Origin of the sequence: Dyadobacter luticola (genome assembly GCF_005860805.1) — a bacterium.
GTDB classification, from domain to species: domain Bacteria; phylum Bacteroidota; class Bacteroidia; order Cytophagales; family Spirosomataceae; genus Dyadobacter; species Dyadobacter luticola.
Genome location: NZ_VCEJ01000008.1, coordinates 418,743 through 444,274 on the forward strand (window position 1 = coordinate 418,743; position 25,532 = coordinate 444,274).

The following is a 25,532-nucleotide window of genomic DNA, read 5'->3' on the forward strand; positions in this document are numbered from 1 at the left end:
CAACACTATTATTTCCTCTGCTTCTCCGCAAAGCGAATATTTGCTTCATCAAAAAAGGAAAACCTTTATTCAATGAAGCCATGAAAAATTTAAGTGCATTATTCATGTTATTTCTTTACGCGATTCCGGCCAGCGGGCAAAGCGTGCATGCGATTTCGGGAACTGTAAAAGATAGCGGAAACGAAGCCTTGCCCGGCACGACCGTCAAGCTGCTAAAAGCGCAGGATTCTACATTTGTAAAAGGTGAAATCACTGATGTTTCAGGTAAATTTTTGATCAGCGGATTGGAAAATGGGACGTATCTGCTGGACATTTCTGCATTGGGCCAAAAGAAATATGTGAGTGTGCCACTGACATTAGATAGCGCGCATCAGCAAATTCAATTGCCAGTCATTATTTTACTTCCGGCAAAAAGCATTGAATTAAAAGAGGTCACGATCAAAACAAAAAAGCCGCTGATCGAGCAGGAAATTGACCGCACCATTGTGAATGTGGAATCAATGATCAGCAGCGCGACAAGTAATACAATGGAGGTTTTAGAAAAGACACCGGGTGTTTCTGTGAATGCAAATGGTGAAATCAGTTTAAATGGTCGCAGCGGTGTGCTGGTGTTGATTGATGGAAAAAGTACTTATATGTCGGGCGCGGATTTGTCAGCTTATTTGAAATCACTTCCAGGCGGGCTTCTGGATAAAATTGAATTGATCGATAATCCTTCTGCAAAATATGATGCGGCGGGAAATGCGGTGATTGATATTCGTTTGAAAAAGAACCGCGTAGGTGGTTTCACAGGAAGTGTTTCGGCAGGGTTAAGTCAGGGTAGATATGCCAGAAATAATGATGCATTGAATTTGAATTACAATTATAAAAAGCTGAATGTATTCGCGAACCTGGGTTATGGTTTTGAGAAAAATTATAGCAAAGATGTTTTCGACCGAAGGTTCTATAATTCAAATACTGAGCTGAATTCTACTGTGGATCTGACGAATGATCAGGTTTATAAAAACAGGGGTTTCAATGCGAATATGGGGGTTGATTATGCTGTGTCTCCAAAGACAACTTTGGGTTTGGTTTTGAATTTGAATAAGTCAAAAAGAGACGGAGAATTGGGTTACGAAAGCCGGAATTACAATGCATCGCATCAATTGGCGGTAGTGGGCACTGGCGGAACAAAAGGTGGAGATACCCGAGACAATACAGGCTTTAATTTGAATGTCCTGCACAAGTTTAATACGGCAGGTCGTGAGCTGGCGGCGGATGTGAATTATCTGCACTATGTCAACAATGGTACGCAATTCCTTGAAAACCTGGCAATTGATCCACAGGGAAGTCTGCTTAGCCGAGATGAATTTGTTTATCGTATTCCGTCCGACATTGACATTTACACCGCCAAAGCCGATTATGCGCATCCTTTAAAAAACAAGGCGAAGATCGAAGCCGGTTTTAAATCCAGCATTATTCATACGGACTACACCTTCAATTATTTTGACCGGGAAAATGACTCCGAGACGATTAATAATACGCAGTCCAATCACTTCAAATACCATGAAAACATTAATGCGGCTTATTTAAATAGCCAGAAATCCTGGAAGAAAATCGGATTGCAACTGGGGTTAAGAGTCGAGAATACGAACATTGAAGGAAATCAGCTGGGGAATGCGGAAGTGGTGGGTTCTATCTTTACGAAACATTATACTGGACTTTTTCCAAGTGGATATATTAGCTTTAAACCGGATCAAAAAGGAAATAATACATTCGGGTTGATGGCGGTGAGAAGAATCAGCCGGCCTAACTATCAATTACTAAATCCATTTGTTTTTCAGCGCGACCAGTATACATATAGCTCCGGGAATTCAAATTTGAATCCGCAATATCAAAGTCGCCTGGAACTAAAATACCAGCGTAAACAGTGGCTGAATATGGGTTTGAGCTATAACAAGTTCTCAAATTCTATTTTTCCCACGACCCAAACATTAGATACCATTTTCCTGAATAAACCGGATAACATTGCCGGCGGCTATATGGTGTTGCTGAATACTTCTATATCCGCTTCCTTAAATAAATGGTGGTATACCAATACAACATTACGCTTGTCGAGGGTAGGATTGAAAGGGAAAGTTTTAAATGCTGACCTGGATTTCAACAGCAACATTGCGCGGCTGGAATTGAATAACTATTTCACATTAGGTAAAACAGTTTCAGCGGAATTAGGCGGTTATTATGCCAGTCGCGATTTTACTGGACAAACCATTACCAGCGGCATGTTCCGCCTCAATGCATCGATCCAGAAAAAGATTTGGGACGGTAGAGGCAGCATTCGTTTATCGGCGGAAGATGGTTTTCACTCCTGGATTTATCACAACCGTTCGATCGGCCTGATCAATTCCGAATATTTCCAAACCAACCGCACAGACACCCAGCGCATCGGTGCCGCATTTACCTATCGTTTTGGAAAAGAAACATTCGCGCGGAAGCGGCGTCATAATAATAATGCTTCGGATGAGGAGAAGGAGCGACTTTAAATTTGGTATTGGTAATATGAAAAAAGGAGCACGATTCGCGCTCCTTTTTCTTTATATATTTTGGAAGTCGGACTAAGCCATTTCCATTTTAGCACCGAATCTCTTACGATCGTTTTCTTCCAGATAGATCTTCCGCATACGCATGCTTTGAGGCGTAACTTCCAGATACTCATCTTTTTGAATGTATTCCATCGATTCTTCCAGAGAAAAATTGATTTTCGGAGCGATCCGCAAACCGTCATCCGTACCCGAAGCACGCATGTTGGTCAGTTTTTTCGCTTCCTGAAGGTTTACCACGATATCGTTCGGGCGGTTGTGCTCTCCGATAACCTGTCCACCGTAAATTTCATCACCCGGCTCCACGAAGAAACGGCCGCGATCCTGCAATTTGTCAATGGTATAACCTGTCGCAGGTCCTGTATTTTTGGAGATAATCGAACCGCTGATACGTCCAGGGATCGGTCCACGGAATGTTCCAAATTCTTTGAAACGGTGCGTCATCACTGCCTCACCTTGCGTCGAAGTCAATACATTGGAACGAAGCCCGATCAAACCTCTTGAAGGGATCAGGAATTCCAAATGTTGCAAATCGCCTTTTGGCTCCATAATCAGCAACTCACCTTTACGCTGTGTTGCCAATTCAATCACCTTACCAGCAGTCGCTTCTGGTACGTCTACGACCAATGTTTCGATCGGTTCCAGACGCTCACCATTTTCGTCTTCTTTGAAAAGTACCTGAGGCTGACCTAGTTGCAGCTCATAGCCTTCACGGCGCATGGTCTCGATCAATACCGACAAGTGAAGAATACCACGTCCGAAAACAAGGAATTTATCTTCTGTATCAGTTGGCTCAACGCGCAATGCGAGGTTTTTCTCCGTTTCTTTCATCAAACGGTCACGCAAGTGACGTGATGTTACAAACTTGCCTTCTTTACCAAAAAACGGCGAGTTATTGATCGTGAACAACATGTTCATCGTCGGCTCATCCACCGCAATACGTGCGATTGGCTCAGGGTTTTCAAGATCAGCGATGGTGTCACCAATTTCGAAATCCTCGATACCGGTTACTGCGCAAATATCTCCGGCAGAAACTTCTGAAACTTTCACGCGTCCAAGTCCTTCAAAAGTTTGAAGTTCTTTTACTTTCACTTTTTTGATCACGCCGTCCGCCTTGCAAAGCGACAATGTCGATCCTTCTTTGATTGTACCTCTTTTCACACGTCCGATCGCGATACGACCTACGAAAGCATTGTAATCCAGGGAAGTGATCTGCATTTGCAAAGTACCTTCTTCGATCACCGGCGCAGGGATCGATTCGATGATCGTGTCCAGCAGGTAAGTAATGTTATCAGTTGGATGCTGCCAATCCGGGCCCATCCAGCCTTGTTTTGATGAACCATAAACGGTCACGAAGTCAAGCTGATCTTCGGTAGCGCCGAGGTTAAACATCAAATCAAAAACGTTTTCCTGAACTTCTTCCGGGCGGCAGTTTTCTTTATCAACTTTATTCACCACCACGATTGGTTTCAAACCTAAGTCGATGGCTTTTCCAAGTACAAAACGGGTTTGCGGCATTGGACCTTCGAATGCATCGACCAGCAACAATACGCCATCCGCCATTTTAAGTACGCGTTCCACTTCACCACCAAAGTCTGCGTGACCTGGTGTATCAATTACATTGATTTTGACGTCTTTGTAACGCACCGATACGTTCTTGGAAACAATTGTAATTCCACGCTCACGTTCCAGATCGTTGTTGTCGAGGATCAGGTCGTCGAACTCTTGATTGTCACGAAACAGCTTTGACGCGTGGATAATTTTGTCAACCAAAGTGGTTTTACCGTGGTCAACGTGTGCAATGATTGCGATGTTGCGAATGGCTTGCATTGTTCTTTTTAGATGAATTTTTTGACGGGCTGGTTAGCTTGTAACAGGTTGGTTAACAAGCGCCGCTGTGTTTGTTTGACTGAAGTTTCGTCAAATAAGGTGCAAATGTACGAGTTTTTCCCTGAATAACAGTTATTTACAATTAAATTATTGTTAATAGCTGAAAAACAGGCATTGGGCTAAGAGAAGTGCAAAAAGTGAAGGTTTATGGTGGAATGTTTCAATTTTTATTCGGACATGTTGTACAGATTGTCCGGGTCAAAATCAACACCATTATCCCAGGTCAATGTTCCGTAAGAATCAAGTTTAACTGACTTGAAATAGCCGGGATCGGACAAGCGACTGATTAGTCCGTCATTAATTTTGCTATACTTTTCAATAATTCCTTTCAGATTCACCACCCGAATTTCGCCTGTGTTAAACACGCATGAAATGGCGTAATCTTCTATCGAAATGATTTTTTTAATGTAGTGCAGCATGCTAGTTGAGCGGCTCGATTTTATTCCAGGACTTCACATCCTTACCCAGGTTCTCAAAATTTTCAAGTAGTTGTTCTTCATGTAAAATCGCCCATGCTTGAACCAGTTTCAATTGTTTCACAGGAAGATAGCCATCTAAAAGCTCAGCACTTTGGATTAAGATCGTGGCCCGATTTTCCTGAAATTCCGCATGAAAATGTGGCGGGTTATGGTCATCAAAAAACATTCTGATTACGATTCCGAAGAAGCGGCTGATTTCCGGCATATAAGTATGTGTATTAAGTGTCTTTACAAAAATACAAACCTTTCGCCGACATCATTGTCACATTAACTATTAAGGATGAGAATTTTGCAATCGCATGCTGGTTTTCCGTTCTTTGTGCAAACTGACATACCACGAATAATTCACGATGAACAAAAACTTGATTGGCGGGTTGCTGCTGCTTGCTACAACCGCATTTGCGCAGGACGACGCCACAAAATATGCAGGCAGCATTACGCCGGAGGATTTGAAAAAACACCTGGTTTTTATTGCTTCCGATAGTCTAAAAGGTCGCGATACGGGCTCGCCAGGGCAGAAAATAGCTGCCGAATATGTTGCCAAGTATTACAAAGAATATGGCTTGCAGCCCGGCGCTACCGGCACGGATGGTACCAAAAGCTTTTTGCAAAAATATAACTTGTACAAGCGCAGCTGGGGAGAGGTGTATGTGAAGACCGGTGCCAAGAAATACGAATTCAATAAAGATTTTTATATCAATGGCCAGCTGGCGATACCGCAAGAAATCAATGTTCCCGTGGTTACGGCTGGTTATGGCATTGAGGAAAAGAATTATAATGACTACGCAGATCTGGATTTGAAAGATAAATCAGTAGTGATCTTCGACGGCGAGCCAAGCGACGGAAACGGCAAATATTGGCTGAGCGGCTCCGGCGAACATACCAAATGGGGGACTTCGATCGGCTGGCAAGCCAAAGCAAAACTGGCCCACGAAAAAGGTGCGAAGTATATTTTCATTATTACAGACAAAACAGGAGAAGACCGTGACAAGGAAATCAGGCAGCATGCTGTGATGACCCGTCGCCTGAATGCGCCTACGCTTAAACCGGTTCAGGAAAATCCGGAAGGAATTGCAGCATTTGTTATTTCTCCGGAAATGGCCGCAGAAATGTTGAATACATCGGTTCAAAAGCTAACCAAAGCAAAGTCTGACATTGACAAAGCTGGAAAAGCTGCTTCTAAAAAAATGACCGGCCAGGTTTCGATCAAGGCTGAAAGGGTGAGTGAAACGATTGATACCGAGAATGTTGCTGCGTTTATGGAAGGCAGCGACAAAAAAGATGAGGTGCTGGTCATCAGCGCGCATTTGGACCACATTGGCGTTTCTCCAAATGGTGAGATCAACAATGGTGCGGATGATGACGGTTCGGGGTCTGTTTCGCTGCTTGAAATTGCGGAGGCATTCAGCAAGGCAAAAGCGGATGGCAAAGGCCCGCGCAGGAGCATTTTGTTTTTGAATGTGACGGGCGAAGAAAAAGGGCTTTTTGGTTCCGAATACTATTCTGAAAATCCATTATATCCGGTTAATAAAACGATTGCCGATCTAAACATTGACATGATCGGTCGGGTTGACGAGGCGCATAAAAGCGATCCGAAATATGTGTATCTGATTGGTTCTGACAAGCTTTCGTCCAAGCTGCATGAGATCAGCGAGGAGGCAAATAAAAAGTATGTAAACTACAAACTAGATTACACTTTTAATGATCCCAAAGATCCAAACCGCTTCTACTATCGTTCGGATCACTACAATTTTGCGAAGTTGGGTATACCTGTGATTTTTTATTTTACAGGTGTTCACGAAGATTACCACAAGCCAGGCGATGATGTTGAAAAAATCATGTTTGACAAGCAGTCTTCGATTGTGAAACTGGTTTTCTATACTGCTTGGGAACTGGCAAATCGTGATGAAAGAATCGTCGTAGATAGTCACAAGCAATAAATCATTGATTATGAGGAAGATCTTGTGGGGCATATTAGTATGTGTAATGTCTGCAACTGCCGGCCTGGCGCAGGTACCGACAGAAAATTCGCTGCTTTGGGAAATCAAAGCGCCTGGCATAGCCAGGCCATCTTACCTTTTTGGCACCATACATTTAATATGCCCCGCCGATTTTTCGCTCAGCGATTCACTCAAAGCCTCCCTGGCCAAAACGCAGCAAGTCGCTATGGAAATGGACATGGACGACCCGGGGATGATGATGGCGATGATGAAAAGCATGAATATGCGGGAGGGAAACTCGCTGAAAACATTGCTCTCCGAGCAGGAATATGCGAAGCTGAATCAGTTTTACAAAGATTCGGTGGGTATGGGTCTGCAAATGTTCGAGAAAGCAAAACCCTTTATTCTGATGGGGCCACTTTTCAATGCAATCCTTTCCTGCCAGCCGCAATCCTACGAAATGTCGCTGGTCGACCTCGCAGCCAAACAAAAATCCGAAGTAATTGGCATTGAAACATTGGACGAACAAATGGCGATTTTCGACTCGATCCCATACAAAGACCAGCTGAAAACGGTCATGTCCATGATCGATAGCATGCCGTCCGCCAGGCAAGAATTCAAACAGTTGATCGATCTATACAAGTCGCAAAAAATCAACGACCTGTACAGCATGACCATGAAAAGCGACTTCGGCATGGAAGGAAACGAAGAAATCATGCTCTTCGCCCGCAACAAAAAATGGATCCCCCGTATCCAGAAAATCATGGCCGGCAAGCCGACGTTTTTTGCCGTGGGCGCTGCGCATTTGGGGGGGGAGAAGGGGGTTATTGCGCTTTTAAGGCAGCAGGGTTATAAGGTGCGAGCGGTTTTGTGAGTTTAGGCCGAAAACTGGTTGTCTAGAAATACACTGGACAATTTATCTTCCTACATCCTGCCAATATTATATCGGCTTAATATAAAGTCGCGGTTACTGCGGCAAAATTGCAAAAGCTTTTTAGGGTCTTTCAGGTTTAGTTTGAAGGAGATTGAGCTTTTTAGGGTGAGAATCTCACGCCTTTGTAGGTTCAAAGCCAGCATGATATCCTGGTTTGAAAAGTCGTCGACGAGCAGGAGAAGTACTTTCCACTCGCGTGGTTTTAGCTGTGAAAAGCAGTCTTCCTGCGTTTCAGAGGCACTGATTTCTGGTAGGGTAAAAATTTGCATGGCGTGTGAATGGTTGGGTTGAGAAAATTCCTTCCTTCCACGCTGAGTAGTAGCAGAGGCAAATATATGGAGTTGTTTGAAATGTCAAAATGCGGAAATCCACTTACTTAGCCAGTCTGGCCGGAAAAAAAGCAGCAGCACAGTCGCTACCAGAAATCCCGCGATGACTTTGCCCGTCAAACTTCCATTTGAGTTAGATGCAGCTGAACTCGGGTTTTTGAAAAATAACAAATAAGGGAGTCGTAAATAATAGGCCAGCGAAATTGCTGCATTCAAAATTCCGCCGATCAACAGCCATAGCATCCAGGGGAATTCCTGCTGGTGGTAGCTCTCCCATAATGCGGAGAAAATCAGGAGTTTGGATGTGAAACCGGCCGTGGGAGGTAAGCCCGCCAGCGCGATCATGATGATGGTAAGAATGCCTGAAATCCAGATGGAATGTTTGCCCAAACCTTCATAATCAGAAAGATTGGTTTCTGTACGCGGGCTCAAAAGATCGATCAGGAAAAATGCGGCTAGGTTTACGACGAGATATACTGCGGTATAGAAAACGGCGGATTCAAAGCCGAAACGACTGTATGCAGCCACGCCGACCAGCAGGTAACCTGCCTGGGCGATAGATGAGTAAGCAAGTAACCTGCGGGCGTTGGTTTGCCACAATGCGGCTACATTGCCGATGGTCATGCTGATCAGTGCAATGCCTCCCAAAACCGGGAAGTATTGGGCTGGTAAAATGCCTGCGAAACGCATTAAAACCAGGATCACAGCAGCTTTGGGAGCTACGGAAAGAAAGGAGACAAGCGGCGTCGGCGCAGCTTCATAAACATCTGGGGTCCAGACGTGAAACGGAACCAGCGAGAGCTTGAAAAGCAGTCCGGCGAGCATCAGTACAATGGTGACCGTTACCACAAAATCGGGGTTGTTGGACAGGCCGACGGTCATCATTTCATTAGTAATGTCGAGCGTGCCGGTGAGGCCATAGACGAAGGAAATGCCGTAAAGCATCACCGCCGAGCTGGCCGAGCCGAATAGCAGGTATTTGATGCCACCTTCCGCCGCTTTTTTGTACGGCGACAATGCTACGAGCAAGTAGGAACTGATCGAAATGAGCTCCAAAGACAAGTATATCGACAATAAATGGGTTGACATACTCAGCAAATTCATCCCCAGAACCGCCGCAATCAGCAATGCATTATACTCCGGTGGGAAATCGTATTTGAGGACGCGGACGTGGATGAGCGTGAAAATCCAGGATAATGTGATGAGCAGCTTAAAAAAAACGGCCTGCCTGTCGAGAAATAATAAGGGTTGAAAACGGAAGGCTGGTTCTTCATTCCACTGACCGAAAATGAGGATCAATGTGACAATGCTGCCAGCCAGCGCAATGTTTTGAAGCCAGGACGCTACCTTTTTTTTGTCGGGTTGTTTAAGAAAAAGCAATTCTGCCAGCAGAAAAAGGCAGAAAAGGATCGCCAGAAAAATTTCGGGAAGTATTCCGGCCAGGCTTTGGCGTATATGACTTAGCTGTTCGCTGATATCCAATGGAACGGGTACAATTTTTTTGGCAAAAGTACTTAAAGAAGACAGGGATTCTAAATTCTCCGGCCTCCGGAGTTCGAACTTATCAAATTAACCAACTTAAAACATGAAATATCTACGAAGATTTTTCTTCCTGTTGCCGCTGCTTGTTGCGCAGGCAGCGATTTCCCAAGACTCAACCGGCCTGGCCGGAACACCATACAAAGAAACTGCCGGTGCGGATACTTACCTTTTTAAAGAGTGGTATGTGGGCAGCGTCCGGACGAGTGATGACAAAGTGCACGACGGCGTGAAGATGCGCTACGACCTGGCAAAAGACGAAGTGGAATATATGGCTGATTCGGGCATGTACCGTGTTTCTACGGGGGTAACAGAATTTACCTTGCCTACCGGAACCGATCTTTATAACTTTAAAAATGGCTATCCAGCTGCGGGCGATTATTCCAATAAGAGCTTTTACCGGTTGCTGTATGATGGAAATATGAAGCTTTTGAAAAAATATGTGAAGCCGATCACGATGGAAAAAGCGTCAGCTACCCGCGAAATGGATCCGTCGGCGAGGCTTTATATTTTGAAAGATGATAAAATGAACCAGGTGCAGCTCAATAATAAAAACAGTTTCATGAAGCTGCTCACCGACGAAAAAAATAAGCTGAACTACGTAATTCGCGAGCAGCAACTGGATTTTGCAGGCGACGATGACCTGATCAAATTATTGGAGGAATACGATTCCTACAAAGCGGGAAGGGGCGGAAACTAACATTCGTTATTTTTCAACAACCCAGTAATTGGCGTTGTTGTATTTCGCTTCTAAAACGATTTTATAAAAGCCGGAAGGATATTTACTGATATCTATTTCGGCTTTTTCGTTTGCTACCTCCACCTCATCCATCAGATAATAAAGGTCCTGGCTACCGGTTTTGAAATTATTTTTAATGCTGAGCCAGATTTTTGCTTTTCCTTCTTTATCTACTGATTGCCAAGTTAATGCAATTTTGTTTCCGGTTTTCACGGCATTCAATTTGGTAGCGGAAACTTTGCCAGTGAAAGGTACGCCGTCAATTTCAAAAGCCTGCCCTTTTGGAATGTTCATGTTCATATGCCGTGCTACGGTTGGCATAATGTCCACAATGCCAGGCGTGTTTTTAAAAGAAGCATTCAAATTCTTCGCATTCGTCACAATCCACGTACCGCGCTCGCGGTCCGATTGTCCGCCGTGGCCTTTTCCGTCTTTTGGGCTGCGGCCGTGGTCGGTAGTTAATACCATCAGCCAATCTTCATTGAAGGTTTTTTCACGATAAGAAATTGCTTTCCAGATACGGCCCATCTGATCGTCCATCATTTGAATCGCTTTGTGAAATTGCTCGCTGTCACCATACCGATGGCCCATATCGTCGGTATATTCCAGGTAAAGCCACGACATATCCGGCGCCTGTTCCTGAATGTAGGCAGCCGCTTCATTCACGACTTTTTCATCAATGTTGTGAATATACTGCGCCGTTTTATCGTGTGGGAAATGTGCTGTATCCAGCTCAAAACCATCGAAGGAATAATCCAGACGCAGTTTTTCAGTTTGGGGCAGCCCTTCTCCGACAAGCTTTGTACGGTTATCCAGCCAAGTTGAAAAAATGGCCGTTTTCTTTTGCGGATACTGGCTTTCAAAAAAACGGAACAGTGTCCAGTAATTGTAATTTGGATCTTTAATGTCGTTGTCCCAAACATTATGCTTATTGACCCAGGTACCTGTCAGCAAACTATTGTAGCCTACTGCTGAAATAGTCGGAGTTTGAGAATAAGTATCTTTTCCACCACCTACATACGCCCGGGTGTATCCTCCGATTTTCGCGATCGCGTCGAGATTGGGTGTTGCGATTTTTTCCTTGCTATCGCTGGAAATACCGTCTACGATGACAAAAAGCGTCTTTTTAACTTTTGTTTGAGCAAAAAGAACATTGCTTGAAATAAGAGAAACAGCGAGAAAAATGAGGGCGAGGAAATTTTTTTTCATATTAAGCAGAATGAGTAGCAAACAAAAATGCCCTCAAATAAAAGGTTTTTCAACCGTATTTGAGGGCATTGCAAGACTAAGAAATTATTATCAATGTCAGGGATTAGTCACTTGTTCGGGTGCAGGCTCGTCTTTTTTCTTTTTACCAAAAACATAAACCAGCCCAAAGTGGCTCTTTAAAACCCCGCTGTCAAATTTGTCTTTCACGTACGGGTTCAATTCTAAAACCAGCTGAATGTTCCTGTTTTTGGGTAGAGGCGCTATTCTTGCACCAAAATTCAGCGAATATCCATCTATCGTAATCAGGTCAGCATCTGCGTCGGCGATACGGTAAAGCGGATTTAGCCTCACGCCACCGCCCAGGTACCACTGCACCACTTCGCCTCTTTTAAGATTCACCATCGGCAAAATGTCCACGCTGAGGCTGCTGAATAAGGAATTGGTCTGAAAACGTGCATCCAGCCATACTGCCTTCCGGGGATTTGTACTGATTGAAAGCAGGCTGCTCCACGGATAATATCCCACGGAAGCCTGGGCTTTCAATGTTTCGAAACTGCAAATAAAAAGAAGTGCCGCGACCAGCAGAAGTTTTTTCATTTTTAGCGACGTACTGCCTTGCCGAGTTTGCCTGCTGCCTGCATGGTATTCATTTTTTTCATCATCCGGCGCATTTCATCAAATTGTTTGATCAGATTATTGACCTGCAAAATCGAAGTTCCGCTGCCATTGGCGATGCGTTTTTTGCGGCTGCCGTCGATGATATCCGGATTTTCGCGCTCCTTTTTGGTCATCGATTGAATGATCGCCTCTATGGGTTTGAATGATTCATTGCTGATATCCAGGTCTTTCATGGCGCTTCCCATACCTGGGATCATACCGATCAGGTCCTTCACATTACCCATCTTTTTGATCTGCTGCAACTGGCCCAAAAAGTCGTCAAAATCAAATTTATTTTGACGCATTTTGGCATTGATGCGTTTGGCTTCGTCTTCGTCGAAAGCCTGCTGCGCTCTTTCGACCAACGAAATCACGTCACCCATACCCAAAATCCTGCTCGCCATACGATCAGGGTAGAAGGAATCGAGGGCTTCCATTTTTTCGCCGGTACTGATATATTTAATGGGCTTGTCGACGATCTGGCGGATCGAAAGTGCCGCTCCACCTCTTGCGTCACCGTCCAGTTTGGTTAAGACAACGCCGTCAAAATCAAGTCTTTCGTTAAATGTCTTTGCTGTATTCACCGCATCCTGCCCCGTCATCGAATCGACCACGAAAAGGATTTCGGAAGGTTTCACCGCAGACTTAATGTCTTGAACCTCTTGCATCATCACCTCATCGACTGCCAAACGACCGGCGGTATCGACGATCACGATTTTCTTGCCGGTTTTCCGGGCATGTGCCACTGCATTTTGTGCAATGTTGACCGGATTGGTGTTTTCAGGCTCCGAGTAGACTTCTACGCCTACTTGCTCGCCGAGCACTTTCAGCTGGTCTACCGCTGCAGGACGGTACACATCGCAAGCAGTGAGCAATACTTGTCTGCCTTGTTTTTTGAGTAAAGTGGCGAGTTTTCCGGAGAATGTGGTTTTACCGGAACCTTGCAAACCTGCGATCAGGATTACCGCCGGGTCGCCTTTAATGTTGATCCCTTCGGCCTGGCCGCCCATGAGTTCGGTCAGCTCTTCCTGCACGATTTTGACAAACATTTGTCCCGGCTCTACCGAGATCAAAATCTTTCTGTCGAGTGCTTTTTCGCGGATACGGTCTGTTATTTCTTTGGCTACCTTGAAGTTAACATCGGCGTCGACCAATGCTTTACGGACTTCCTTGGTAGTTGCGGCAACATTGATATCGGAGATCCTGTCCTTGCCTTTTAGTGTGCGGAAGGCGTTATTAAGCTTGTCCTGTAAGTTCTCAAACATGGAATAATATCTATGATTCTAATCCTGAATTCAAATAATTCACAAAGGTATAAATAAAATAAGGAGTACAGGAACGTGAATCCTGCACTCCTTGAAAATCAGTGGAGCTAACTTAAATGAAAAACTAATTCTTGCCGGTGAACTTGGCCTTGATCCAGCGGAACATTTTCTTTTCTTTTTCCCAAAAAAATGAAAACTGGCCCAGCAAAAATCCGTAAAGCAGCAGTAATGTCTGGTAAGTCGGGAAGATGAAGAGAATGTAGGTGATGGTTTTCAACCACATTGGGGTAGCATCGTCGTAACCCAGGAGATGGAACAATCCTTTGCGCAGCCAAACTACCGAAGAACCTGACAAACTAAATACCGCCAGTACCAGCAAAACCTGCCTGGTTGTTTCCAAACCCCACTTTTCCTGCATTTTTCCCAACCAGGGCTGCGCACTTTTTTCTTCGCCTTGCATATAAATTCTGAATTGAACGTCTTTGAAATATTCACAAAGAAAAGGCGCACAATGCACATTTCCTTGATTTTAATTAATGTTTAATCATGACTTTGGTCATTTGAAACGGTCGATACTGCCGGTATTTGTTATTTTTGTTAAAACAACATGCAATATGTCCGACCTTTATGACAGAACGGAGGAAGTATTTGAAGGCGTCGCGCCGCAGCCTGAAGAACAGTAATTTTCCTATATTTGCCCTTTAAACAATATGAGGGTATATGCTCCGTTTAAGTTCAAAGTTGCCTGATACCCGATTTACCTCAATTTCACTAGCTTAACCATTCACTTTTTTATCTCGTATATGATGCTTCTGCAAGCACTTACCGACTCTACTGTGGCAGCGCCCGTCGCTGACCAGGGGCTTTCTGTTATAGATCTTCTGGCAAAAGGGGGCTGGGTCATGTTGCCGCTCGGACTTTTATTTCTGGCAACGCTTTTTTTGATTATCGAGCGGTTTTTAGGCATTAATGCGAATGGAAAGATTGATCCGCAGGTAGTAGACAATGTGAAAGATTTTATTCAGCAAGGTAACCTGAAATCAGCTGAATCACTTTGCCGCAACCAGCGTAATGCTGCCGGACGGATTCTCGAACGCGCGATCGGTCGCATCGGATATCCGATCAAAGACATTGAAACAACGATTGAAAACGCCAGCCAGATCGAAATCCAGCGTATGGAGGGTAATTTGCCTTACCTCGGTGTTATTGCAGGTATTGCGCCGATGCTCGGGTTTGTTGGTACGATTTCGGGTATCATCCGTATTTTCTACGACATTTCTATTTCTAATGACTTCAATATCAGTACCATCGCAGGTGGTATGTACGAAAAAATGATCACTTCCGGCTCCGGTCTGATCATTGGTCTGATCGCCTACGCGGGTTATCACTTGCTGAACATGAAAATTGACGGGTTTGCACTCAGGCTGCAAATGGCCGCATCGGATTTTCTGGATGTGTTACAAAAGCCGGTAGCTGCTAAGTAAAAAATAGAAATATGAAAATACGTCGCAAGAGCAGGTTTGCCCCGGAGGTGTTTACGCATTCTCTGAACGATATTATGTTTTTCCTGCTGCTGTTCTTTTTGATCATTTCCACGATGTCCAATCCGAACGTGATCAAGCTGATGTTACCTAAGGCATCGGCCACGCAGCAGATGTACAAGAAACAAATCACATTATCAGTGGATGAAAATAAAGGCTATTTTATTGACAAAGAGCCGATTCCATTTGATCGACTGGAAGCTGAGCTGCAAAGTATCTTTGCCAATGTGGAGGAAAAAACGATTGTGCTGAGAGTGGATAAAAACCTGGCTGTTCAGGACCTCGTGGATGTTCTGGAACTTGGTGCCAAAAATGATATTAAAATGGTGATGGCTACTGCCAAATAATCCGGATAAGCCCAAAAAACTCGGCCCTGAAAACGCAATTTTCAGGGCCGAGTTTTTTGTTAAATGCTATCGCTGGGCGCTTTGATAAATCTTTTCGACAATCGCCTGCAAAACCGCACCTTGCTCGGCATTGCAAATGTTGCTCGGTTTCCCGGCGCAGGTGTCCAGAAATGCGGTGGTATTTTTTAATTGAATGTCTGTTTGTTCCAAATGTGGAAATTCCATGTCAGTCAGCTCGCCCGCGAATTCGGTATAAAGTGTAAAAGGGTTCAATAACGCACCTGCCTTACTCCCGAAAACTTCCAGATTTACATTCTTCTGCAATTTGGTATTCAAAGCAAAAGACGCGGAAAGTGAAATGCTGCTGTTGTTAGGGAATGATAAATGTGCGAAGCAGCCGTCTTCAACTTCAAATGTTTCAGGATTCCAGTCGCCCATCAAACCTTTGCCACCTGCTTTTCCAATCAGATCATACGTGTTTGCCACAATGCGGTCGGGCATTTGATAATCCAGCATACCGAGCGCCAGGTCAAGCACATGCACGCCCAAATCAATCAGCGCGCCGCCGCCCTGGATGGTTTTATTGGTAAAATTGCCCCAGCCCGGAATACCTCTCCGTCGAAGGAAATTGGCTTTGATATGATAAACTTTGCCCAGCTCTCCATTTTCCAGGCATTTTTTCAGCAAGCTGTATTCTTCGGTTTGTCTCAGCTGAAAATTATAAGCCAGTACTTTTTCCTTGTTTTTTGCCAGCTCAGCCATGTCTGCCGCCTCCGCAGCATTCATAGCGGGCGGTTTTTCACAAAAAACATGACAATCATGTTGCAGTGCCTGAATGGTAAAGGGATAATGCAGATTGTTTGCTGTGCAGTTGACAATAATATCCGGCTTGCTTTCGCTTTCGTACATTTCAAGTGGATTGTCATAAGCAAAAGGAACACCGTGTTTGTCGGCCAATGTTCTGGCTTTCTGCTTATCGCGGCTGCATATCGCGATTACTTCAACCTGGTCGGGGAGGGCTTTGAGTGCCGGAATGTGGTTGTCATCGGCAATGTGGCCGCCGCCAATGATGGCGGCTTTTAGGATTGGCATTTTAGATAGCGGATAATGTTGGTTACTTGCTAAAATAAGGAACATTATCCAAATGGCATGCTCAATTTTAATCTGGTTTGACAGCAGGTCTACCTTGTCTCAAGGCCATTCCGCTTTTTTTCTGAAATTTATATGAGTAGGCAGGCATGGTTACGCCATAGTTGACATATCGGTAGTTCGCCGAATAGGTTGCTTGCTTGGTGCTATCCGATTTTGTAGCAGATGACTGATCTCGATTACTACCTGAAAAGTCAATGAATTTATTAAAGTACATACCTAGATCCGTCATTGTCGGCAGCAACGATGGTTTTTCAACTTCCAGAAACAATCCTTGTCTCGTTTTCAATTTTCCCTTCTCCAAATCAAATTTTATTTCGATCATCTGGCTCATTGCCAGAGGTTTGCCATTTTGAACACCAGGCTCCCACTTCGGCATGTTCTTTACCAGTCTGATGGATTCGTAGTCAATGCCAAAACCGACTCCTTTCATGATTACCACATCGCCAATTTCACCTTTTTCACTTACTGTAAATTTCAGAATCGTAATACCCCCCACATTGGCCGTCGCCGCCAGCTCCGGATATTTCAGATTTTGATCCAGATAAGCCGCCAGTGCCTCACTTCCGCCAGGAAATTGCGGCTGCTGCTCAACTACTGTGAAAGGATTTTTTACGGATTCAGGCAGTTGTCCGGCCTTATAATTTTCAAATTTTTCGGAAGATTTTTCTTTAATTGTGCTTGATGCAGTCACAATTTCAATACTTTTTGCAAGGCTAACTTTGTAAAAAGTCACGTTTTTCTGTATCTGAACAGCAGAAGTACTATACTGAACGTGACTGACCACCAGCCTTCCATTTACTGGTACTTCTTTCAATTCAAATTCCCCTTTTTTGTTCGTAGCAAACCCTCTGGTAGAGCCTTCCAGGATCACAATTGCATCGGTGATCGGCTCGCGGTTCATATTTGTCACCACCCCTTTGACATTCATCACCTCATCCTGAGATGCCAGCTTTTTTGGTAGTATCACATTATTTAAAACTGGCATCTGAACAGGAATCCTTTCTCGCGCCGCAGTCATGAAAATCATCAAACAAGTGATCGGGAGAACCAGCACATACTTGCCTAAAAGCCAGTTAGATGTGCGATTTTTATAAATCATCTGAATTCTGCTTTTCAGTAGGGATGAGTTGTAAAAATGATTGGTAAGAATCCGCTGCGGGACATTTAAAGCATACGAAACCAGAAAGTTAGCATACCTGTCGCGATCAGGGATTTGCTGGTCCGCGAGGAATTCGTGGATTTCTTGTATTGCGCGTTTGTAAAACCAGATCACCGGATTAAACCAGAGAAAAACCTTTAAAAACTCAACGAAAATAACGTCGAGACTGTGAAGCTGGCGGATATGCACATGCTCATGCCGCAGGATCACGTCAGGGTTGTCTTCATAGTCTGTCTTGCTCACTACCAGCCATTTAAAAAATGAAAAGGAGCCGGTGTTGGCAGTTTTTGTCTGTTTGCCAAGCAGTACCAATGTATGGTCTTCGAGCGGCAGCCGCTCTCCGTTTTTGATTGTTTCAAATATTTTGTAAAAAGATAAAATCAGCCTTCCAAGCATAATTGTTATCCCTATGCCATAGATCAGCGCAAAGAATGTAATCCAGTCAAATGTTTGGTCTTGAATGTGTTGTATAGGTGTTTGGGTTGGCACTGCCGCAAAATCAGCAGGTGCGTCAGACATATTCACCTGGTAGGTTTCGGAAAATTTAATGAGCGGAAGGAGTAAGGAAGCGGCCAGGGAAGCCAGTAAATAGAAACGGTTCCAGGCAAAGAATGTGTGGTTGCGAAAGAGCAGCCAGTAGCAGCCGTAAAAGATCACGAGAAACAAGTTGATCTTCGCCAGATAAAGGAGGGTTTCCATGACTATTTTTTTGTGGTGATGAGCACTACCCCGCTGCGACCTTCCTCTCCGTAAGCCGAAATCGCATTTTGATTTTTCAACACAGTAACTGCTTTAATATCATCCGGATTCAGCTTTTCAAAGCCAGCTTTTCCGCGCTCCTCCTGTTTTTCCCCGTCAATAATCACGAGCGGCTCAGAAGACGAAAGCATATTACCGCGAAGCATTACCTGCGCGTTTGGAGCAAGACCGGGCTTTACCTCCGCCAATTTCGGCGCTTCTTGCTCCGGAGATGGATTGTTATCTGAAATGGTAATGGATCCAGATTTTGCTAAATGTTTGTTGATGTCACGGGTACTGATTTCCAGCACACCGTTTTTGCCGTCCTGACCGTAAAGTTTTACCGCCGATTCATCTCTGAGCACATTAACACTTTTAATGTTGGCCGAAGCGATTTTTGAAGCATCTTCCTCGGGAGTCACTTTTCCGTCGATTACATACAGCGGCTTCGGTTTTTCCGAATTGATCTTAACGCCCGTTTTCATCGCAGAATCATCGCTGTCGTCAAGCTGAAAGTTGATCGGAAGATTGTATCTCACATTCACAGGATGCCCATTTTGCTTGCCAGGTGTCCATTTCGGGAATTTGCTCAATACCCTGATCGCCTCTTCGTCGCAGTCGAACCCGATGCCTTTCAAAACCTTAATATCGCCTGTCTCACCGGTTTCAGTTACGATAAACGAAAGAAACACGCGGCCGGAAACATTCGCTCTCGCGGCTTTTGCGGGGTACTTAATGTTCTTTGCCAAAAACTCGAACATCGCGCTTTGACCACCCGGAAACTCGGGCTGTTCCTCTACCACAGTGAAAATCGGCTTGTTGGCCAACGCCTCTTTGCTGAGCGGTTTGGTATCCACAATGTCTTTCGTATCCGAATTTTCACAACCTGCCACCAGTATTGCAGCGGTTCCAATTAGCATTGCTGCAACCACGTATGTGCTGAGCATCCATTTCGAAGTTCTGTTTTTATAGATCATCTTGATTCGGCTTTTAATTTGAGATGGTTTGAAAAAATGATTGGTCAGTGACGCCACGGGCGCATTCAAGGCATAAGCCACCAGGAAGCGGGCGTAACTTTCGCGATTAGGCGCCTGCTCGTCGGCCAGAAATTCGTGGATTTCCTGGAAAGCGTTTTTGTAGAGTCGAAGGACCGGGTTGAACCAGAAAACCACTTTCATGATTTCCGTGAAAAGAATGTCGAGGCTGTGCCACTGCTGGGTGTGCACCATTTCGTGCCTCAGGATCGCGTCAAAATGATTTTCGTAGTCATTTCTGTTAATCACAATCCACTTGAGAAAAGAAAATGAACCTATCTGGTTAGAATCTATCAGGACGACTTTACAATCTTCCAGCTCAATCAGCTCGCCTGCCCGGAGAAAATTTTTAAGCTGAATAAAATGCTTGATAAACTGCCCCGCCGTGATTGTAAAACCAATGCCATAAACAATCCAAAGTGCCTGCACCCAAGTCAGCCAGGGTTTATCAACTGCTTCTGCCGGCGCGAGTGTGAATGTACTTGCCGTGATCTCGTAAGTCACCGGCAAAACGGGCGCTGTGGCAGGGTATATCACAAATGGTAATGTGAAGGCAATGCACAGAGAACCAAGCAAATAATAGCGGTTCCACCGAAAGAAGGTGTGGTTACGAAGCATCAGCCAGTAGCAGGCATACAGCATAACCCAGTAGAGATTGACCTTGGCAAAATAGATGATCGTGTCCATGGCTAACAGATTTATTGGTCGCTTTTTTGTTCGTTGATAAGTTTCATAATCTCATCCAGATCTTTGGTTTTGAGATCATTGTCTTTGACGAAAAAGGATACAAGGTTGGGCAGAGAATTATCGAAGTAGTTGACCATCAGCTGCTTCATTTCATGGCGCTTGTATTCCTCCTCGCTGATCAGCGGAAAATATTCGTGCGTTTTTCCATATGCGGTATACCCCACAACTTCCTTCTTTTCGAGAATTCGGATGATGGTAGAAACGGTGTTATAGGCAGGTTTCGGTTCGGGCATTTCGGCCAGAATGTCCTTCACAAATGCCTTCTTGAGTTGCCAGAGAATTCTCATAATTTCTTCCTCTGCGCGGGTAAGCGTGCGAATTTCCATATTCATGTTACTTCTTTTAGTACTATTAAAAACCGGTTAGATCAAAGTTAATACTATTATATTAGTTTCAAAACTATTTTATTAGTTATTGACGAAAAATAAAAAGCAGCGATGTGAGCCGCTGCTTTTAAATGACCATAATAGATTGAAAGTCAGGCAAATTCCGAGCCTTTCTCTCTCAGATATTTACCAACATTACAGTGAATTCCATCCAAAATCTCCACATCCTTATCCCAATCTTTGATCTGCCAATCGGTATCGGACGTCGCAATCATGACTTTCTTTGGTTCAGTTAGAAACCAGATAACCTTCTCCGCTCCAAAGTCCAGAAGCTTCCTGGTTTTCAGGGTAATATAGCTGCTTTCGGAGTATTCGCCAATTTCAATATTGGTGTCCACCTCGATGCAAATTTTCGGGTTAACCGACGTGTATTTTTTATTGATCAATCCTATCGGAAGCAGCGTATTTTCAAAAATCAGAATATCGCCGGCCAGATTATTCTTCTTGTCGAGATGCAGCCCCGCTTCATTCGTCAAAATGGTGTACTGCTCTTCATCCAACTGTCTCGCAATTGTGATAATAAGATAGGTGATGATAAATGCCTGTAATGAGCTGGTTCCCAAAATATCCTCAACAGTTTTAGTTCCGGTTAAAACGTCACGGTAACCCTTGCGATAATAAGGCTTACCGTCAATTATTTCATGAATCAGAACGTCGGGTATTTTTTTGAGAGAGGCTTTTGAGAAAGCATTTCCCGGATTTGGTGAAGCGATCATAGGATGCGTCATTTTGCTTATTACCAAAAATAAGCATTTTCGGCTGTGCGCGCTGATTAATTTTCCACCGGTCGGAATGAGTGAATGAAAGGTATTTAAAACAAAAAAGCAGCAAGGATATCCCTGCTGCTCTAACCTTATAACTTAATGTTGTTATTCTACAACACTCAATTTAACTGTATTAGTCTTGCGCTGTCTCGAAACCGGCATGCTCAAAGTGTTGATAAACACATCGCCTTTTGTCAACTCGCCTTTTTCAACCAGGAACAGTTTAATGTCTTCGATCAAATCATCCGTAGAAACGCCCTGATCGCGGTCGTAATAGAAAACCTTTGTTCCCCAGTACAATGCTAATTGATTCATTAACACTTTGTTAGACGTAAAAATCAGCAAGTTAGCTTTCGGGCGGTGGTGTGAAAGACGGAAAGAAGTATAGCCTGATCTCGTGATCCCGATAATCGCCGCCGCGTGGGTATCGCGCGCCAGACGGCATGCGCTCATCACCACATTGTCATTGAATTTGTATTGACCTGGATTTTCATTTACAAATGCATGGTGCTTAAAGTAAATGCTGTTTGTAGATGATTCCACTTTCTCAATCGTGCGGGTCATACTTTCAACTGCCAGGATCGGATACCTTCCCGAAGCAGTCTCAGCGCTCAGCATTACAGCATCTGCACCATCCAAAACCGAATTCGCAACATCATTTAACTCGGCACGGGTAGCACGCGGACTTTCGATCATGCTTTCCAGCATTTGCGTCGCCACAATCACAGGCTTACCTGCCTTGTTACATTTATCTACGATCATTTTCTGGATCATCGGCACCTCTTCGGCAGGAAGTTCCACGCCCAAATCGCCGCGGGCAACCATGATGGCATCCGTCGCTTCAATGATCTCGTCGATATTCGCGATCGCCTCAGGTTTTTCGATCTTAGCGATCAGGCGAGCAGTGTTACCTTTTGTAGCAATATATTCCTTCACTTTCAGCACCTCCGCAGCGGTACGGACAAATGATAGTGCAACCCACTCCACATTATGTTCAAGACCAAAATCCAGATCTTCATAATCCTTCGCAGTTACCGAGGGCATAGAAACCTTCGTATTGGGCAGGTTAACGCCTTTTTTGGATTTCAGATAACCTCCGTAAATCACTTCGGTCACCACATCCGTACCATCAAGTCCGGTTACCAGTACTTCCAGTTTACCATCATCCATCAAAATCCGGTCGCCGATTTTTACATCGTTGTACATACCGTCATAAGGCGTGCTTACTTTTTCTGATGTGCCAAGTACCTCTGTGTTAGATAAAATCAATTTATTGCCAGACTCGATCAGGACGCCGTCTTTATTTTCAACCAGACCAATCCTGATTTTTGGACCCTGTAAATCCTGCAAAATCGCCAGGTTCAGTCCATATTCTTCGTTGATTTCACGAATCGTGTTAAGTCTCTGAAGGTGATCCGCGTGCGTACCGTGTGAAAAGTTAAGTCTGAAAACGTTGACTCCGGCCTTAGCTAATGCGTATAATGTTTCTTTTGTCTCTGAGGCGGGGCCTACGGTTGCAACAATTCTGGTTTTTTTGGAAGACATAGATGAATATGCGGTAAAAAATGATTTTTATAAACAATCCACATCGATGACAACCTGGATGCTCTTTAAAGTCTTATCGGTTAAAGTGTCAATGACCTTTTCCTGAATAAATGACTTTGCCGCCTTAAAATTAATCTTTTCTCGTTCAAGTTTGATGAGAATATCGAACAAAAACTGATTTCTTACTCTTTCAACAAGCGGTGGCTGAGGACCCAAAACCCGGCTCGCCCCGAGGTTTGCAGTCAACTTTTCTGCCAATATTTTAGCAGCTCTCTGCGAGGTTTGCTCGTCTATGTGTTTGACAGTCAGCTTAATTAGTCTTGTAAAAGGCGGATAGCTAAACTTTTCACGCTCCGCAATCTCCGACTCATACATTCCTTCATAATCGTTGGTGACGATCCTTTCGAGCAATTTCTGTGATGGATTGGCGGTTTGAATCAAAACTTTTCCGCGCTTGTCCGCCCGTCGGCCAGCCCGTCCACTCACCTGCGTCAGCATTTGAAATGCACGTTCCGACGCCCGGAACTCCGGAAAATGGATAATCCGGTCCGCGTCAAAAATCCCTACCATGCTAACATTATCAAAATCAAGACCTTTACTCACCATTTGCGTCCCCACCAGAATGTCGATCCCGCCTTCTTCAAATTCCTGGATAATTTGTTGATAGGCATTCTTAGCCCGCGTAGTATCCAGGTCCATACGCTGCACCCGCGCTTCCGGAAACATTAAATGCAGCTCATCCTCGATTTTTTCAGTACCATAACCCATCGTTTTTACTTTGGTAGACCCGCAGTTTGGGCACGTGCGCGGTACTTCTTCCTTATGTCCGCAATAATGACATCGTAACTCCTTCACCTTCATATGGTAAGTCAGGCTCACGTCGCAGTTGGGACATTCTGAAATCCAGGAACATTCCTCGCACTGCAAATAAGGCGAGTACCCACGGCGATTCTGAAAAAGGATCGTTTGTTCTTTGTGGGTAAGGTTATGTTCCAAATGCTGGATCAAAACAGATGAAAATTCATTTTTCATCTGGCGCTGTTTCTTCTCTTTTTTTGTATCAATCAGTTGAAAATCAGGTAAAACAGCATTGCCATACCGTTCTTTCATTTCAACCAAACCATATCTTCCACTTTTTGCGTGAAAATAGCTTTCCAAGGAAGGCGTCGCCGATCCGAGCAGCGTTTTTCCTTTGTGCATGTAGGACATAATCACTGCCACATCACGCGCATTGTATCGGGGCGCCGGATCGTGCTGCTTGTAGGAAGTCTCATGCTCTTCGTCGACGATAATAAGCCCCAGATTATCAAAAGGCAAAAAAATCGCCGACCGCACACCTACCACAAATTGGAATTTTCCATCCAGAATACCTTTCCAAACTTCTACCCGCTCATTATCAGAGAATTTCGAATGATAGATTCCCATCGTATCGCCAAAAACTTTCCTTAATCTGACGACAATCTGGGTAGTCAGCGCAATCTCGGGCAGCAGAAAAAGTACCTGCGAGCCACCTTCCAGCACTTTTTTAATTAGATCGATATAAACCTCAGTCTTGCCGCTTCCTGTAATACCGTGCAGCAAAACCACCTCTTTCTCCGCAAGCAGCTCCTCAATCTGTTGCGATGCTTCTTTTTGAGAATCGGACAAGGAAATGTTGGCCATGTTTCCAGAAGGAAGATCATCAAATCGCGACACGAAAATCTCAAACTGCTCGAAAATACCCTTTTTAATTAATGTATTTAAAGAGGCGTCCGAAATCGAATCATCCTGCGAAAAGAATGATTTATCCAGCCCTTTTTGATTCAGCTCAGCATGATTATAAACCGGAATATAGCTCAGGTATTTGAGCAAAATCTCCTGCTGTTTCTGATTTTTTTCGAGCGAAGTTGCCAGGGCAGAAAGCGCCGCATTGGACGTGTAAGCCGCTGCAAGTCTGACCTTTTTCAAAACTTTTGGCTTGTAACGCTCCTTCACTTCCTCATACAAAATAACGGCACGTTTGCCAACCAGCGACTTTATGATCGCGGTAATGTTGGATTTTTGCAGCAACCGCTCTACCTCCTCATAAGAAAGCGTCTGCTGCTTCCTGATTTCATCGACCACAATCCTTTCCTGATCGGTCAGGAGGTCTTCATACTCAAATTCCGGGTTTACCTGGATACGTGATTGGCTGGTAATTTTAAGCCCTGCAGGCAGCGCCACATTCAAAACCTCTCCAATGTTGCAGAGATAATATTCTGACACCCAATTAAAGAGTTCAAGCTGGTACTGGGTTACGATCGGCTGCTCGTCAAGCAGTTCGAGGATATATTTTGCCTGATATTTGACGGGCGGAGTGGAATGTATCCGGGCAATCACCGCCGTAATAACCCTTTTCTGCCCAAACTGAACAATCACCCGCGCACCGACTTTTACCAGCCCGCTCATCTCCCGCGGCACCCGATACGTAAACAACGAAGGCACCGGAACCGGCAAAATCAAGTCAGCAAATAAAGTAGTTTCTTCCTCGAAAATGGAGGTCATTTATTTTAGAAGTCAGTCTGAACAATGAAGCAAGTT

22 protein-coding genes are annotated in these 25,532 nt (G+C 44.4%); 6 read left to right on the forward strand and 16 right to left on the reverse strand.

All coding sequences use genetic code 11. The annotated features are described in order from the left end of the window. The first annotated feature begins 80 nt into the window (after positions 1-80). Complete coding sequence (locus tag FEN17_RS25675; protein WP_138368264.1) at positions 81-2,522, forward strand: outer membrane beta-barrel protein; 2,442 nt, start codon at positions 81-83, stop codon at positions 2,520-2,522. Positions 2,523-2,594: 72 nt separating this feature from the next. Here FEN17_RS25675 and typA read toward each other — a convergent pair whose 3' ends face one another. The 3 genes from typA to FEN17_RS25690 form a co-directional block, all read right to left on the reverse strand. Next, positions 2,595-4,409, reverse strand: coding sequence for a translational GTPase TypA (gene typA / locus FEN17_RS25680; RefSeq protein WP_138368265.1), 1,815 nt, complete (start codon positions 4,407-4,409; stop codon positions 2,595-2,597). Between the two features lie 227 nt (positions 4,410-4,636). Further along, positions 4,637-4,888 carry a DUF2442 domain-containing protein gene (locus tag FEN17_RS25685; RefSeq protein WP_138368266.1) on the reverse strand — a complete coding sequence of 84 codons (252 nt, stop codon included), beginning with the start codon at positions 4,886-4,888 and terminating at the stop codon, positions 4,637-4,639. 1 nt (position 4,889) lies between these two features. Beyond that, positions 4,890-5,153, reverse strand: a complete 264-nt coding sequence (locus FEN17_RS25690) for a DUF4160 domain-containing protein (protein WP_138368267.1) — start codon at positions 5,151-5,153, stop codon at positions 4,890-4,892. A 145-nt stretch (positions 5,154-5,298) separates the two neighbouring features. Between FEN17_RS25690 and FEN17_RS25695 the strand changes: the two genes are divergently transcribed. Beyond that, complete coding sequence (locus FEN17_RS25695; RefSeq protein ID WP_138368268.1) at positions 5,299-6,888, forward strand: M28 family peptidase; 1,590 nt, start codon at positions 5,299-5,301, stop codon at positions 6,886-6,888. 10 nt (positions 6,889-6,898) lie between these two features. Next, on the forward strand, positions 6,899-7,762 hold the full coding sequence (locus FEN17_RS25700; protein ID WP_138368269.1) for a TraB/GumN family protein: 864 nt from the start codon (positions 6,899-6,901) through the stop codon (positions 7,760-7,762). A 50-nt stretch (positions 7,763-7,812) separates the two neighbouring features. On the opposite strand, the gene FEN17_RS25705 is transcribed toward FEN17_RS25700, so the two are convergent. Together FEN17_RS25705 and FEN17_RS25710 are read right to left on the reverse strand one after the other, a co-directional pair. Further along, positions 7,813-8,091 (reverse strand): LuxR C-terminal-related transcriptional regulator, encoded by a 279-nt coding sequence (locus tag FEN17_RS25705; RefSeq protein WP_138368270.1) that lies wholly within the window; start codon positions 8,089-8,091, stop codon positions 7,813-7,815. An 84-nt stretch (positions 8,092-8,175) separates the two neighbouring features. Then, the gene (locus tag FEN17_RS25710; protein ID WP_138368271.1) at positions 8,176-9,633 is read right to left on the reverse strand and encodes an NADH-quinone oxidoreductase subunit N; all 1,458 of its coding nucleotides are present in this window, start codon (positions 9,631-9,633) and stop codon (positions 8,176-8,178) included. Positions 9,634-9,736: 103 nt separating this feature from the next. Here FEN17_RS25710 and FEN17_RS25715 point away from each other — a divergent pair, with 103 nt between their 5' ends. After that, on the forward strand, positions 9,737-10,390 hold the full coding sequence (locus FEN17_RS25715; protein WP_138368272.1) for a hypothetical protein: 654 nt from the start codon (positions 9,737-9,739) through the stop codon (positions 10,388-10,390). A 6-nt stretch (positions 10,391-10,396) separates the two neighbouring features. Here FEN17_RS25715 and FEN17_RS25720 read toward each other — a convergent pair whose 3' ends face one another. The 4 genes from FEN17_RS25720 to FEN17_RS25735 all read right to left on the reverse strand — a co-directional run bounded on the left by FEN17_RS25720 (position 10,397) and on the right by FEN17_RS25735 (position 14,020). After that, on the reverse strand, positions 10,397-11,638 hold the full coding sequence (locus FEN17_RS25720; protein ID WP_138368273.1) for an alkaline phosphatase family protein: 1,242 nt from the start codon (positions 11,636-11,638) through the stop codon (positions 10,397-10,399). A gap of 96 nt (positions 11,639-11,734) precedes the next feature. Then, positions 11,735-12,235 (reverse strand): hypothetical protein, encoded by a 501-nt coding sequence (locus FEN17_RS25725; protein ID WP_138368274.1) that lies wholly within the window; start codon positions 12,233-12,235, stop codon positions 11,735-11,737. A gap of 2 nt (positions 12,236-12,237) precedes the next feature. After that, complete coding sequence (gene ffh, locus FEN17_RS25730; RefSeq protein WP_138368275.1) at positions 12,238-13,560, reverse strand: signal recognition particle protein; 1,323 nt, start codon at positions 13,558-13,560, stop codon at positions 12,238-12,240. A 124-nt stretch (positions 13,561-13,684) separates the two neighbouring features. Further along, a complete protein-coding gene (locus FEN17_RS25735) occupies positions 13,685-14,020 on the reverse strand; it encodes a DUF6787 family protein (protein ID WP_138368276.1) in 336 nt (111 codons plus the stop codon). A gap of 343 nt (positions 14,021-14,363) precedes the next feature. Between FEN17_RS25735 and FEN17_RS25740 the strand changes: the two genes are divergently transcribed. Together FEN17_RS25740 and FEN17_RS25745 are read left to right on the forward strand one after the other, a co-directional pair. Continuing rightward, the gene (locus FEN17_RS25740; RefSeq protein WP_138368277.1) at positions 14,364-15,044 is read left to right on the forward strand and encodes a MotA/TolQ/ExbB proton channel family protein; all 681 of its coding nucleotides are present in this window, start codon (positions 14,364-14,366) and stop codon (positions 15,042-15,044) included. 11 nt (positions 15,045-15,055) lie between these two features. Then, positions 15,056-15,448, forward strand: a complete 393-nt coding sequence (locus FEN17_RS25745; protein WP_138368278.1) for an ExbD/TolR family protein — start codon at positions 15,056-15,058, stop codon at positions 15,446-15,448. Positions 15,449-15,514: 66 nt separating this feature from the next. On the opposite strand, the gene FEN17_RS25750 is transcribed toward FEN17_RS25745, so the two are convergent. From FEN17_RS25750 to priA, 7 genes are all read right to left on the reverse strand, one after another. Beyond that, complete coding sequence (locus FEN17_RS25750) at positions 15,515-16,540, reverse strand: Gfo/Idh/MocA family protein (protein WP_138368279.1); 1,026 nt, start codon at positions 16,538-16,540, stop codon at positions 15,515-15,517. A 67-nt stretch (positions 16,541-16,607) separates the two neighbouring features. Next, complete coding sequence (locus FEN17_RS25755) at positions 16,608-18,458, reverse strand: M56 family metallopeptidase (RefSeq protein ID WP_138368280.1); 1,851 nt, start codon at positions 18,456-18,458, stop codon at positions 16,608-16,610. Positions 18,459-18,460: 2 nt separating this feature from the next. Continuing rightward, positions 18,461-20,218: a M56 family metallopeptidase gene (locus FEN17_RS25760; protein WP_138368281.1), complete on the reverse strand. Its 1,758-nt coding sequence runs from the start codon at positions 20,216-20,218 to the stop codon at positions 18,461-18,463. Positions 20,219-20,229: 11 nt separating this feature from the next. Then, entirely contained in the window at positions 20,230-20,604 is a 375-nt protein-coding gene (locus FEN17_RS25765; RefSeq protein WP_138368423.1) for a BlaI/MecI/CopY family transcriptional regulator, read from the reverse strand. Between the two features lie 152 nt (positions 20,605-20,756). Continuing rightward, positions 20,757-21,380, reverse strand: a complete 624-nt coding sequence (locus FEN17_RS25770; protein WP_138368282.1) for a Uma2 family endonuclease — start codon at positions 21,378-21,380, stop codon at positions 20,757-20,759. Between the two features lie 153 nt (positions 21,381-21,533). Then, positions 21,534-22,973, reverse strand: coding sequence for a pyruvate kinase (pyk, locus tag FEN17_RS25775; protein ID WP_138368283.1), 1,440 nt, complete (start codon positions 22,971-22,973; stop codon positions 21,534-21,536). A gap of 27 nt (positions 22,974-23,000) precedes the next feature. Further along, on the reverse strand, positions 23,001-25,496 hold the full coding sequence (gene priA, locus FEN17_RS25780) for a replication restart helicase PriA (protein WP_138368284.1): 2,496 nt from the start codon (positions 25,494-25,496) through the stop codon (positions 23,001-23,003). Positions 25,497-25,532: the final 36 nt, after the last annotated feature.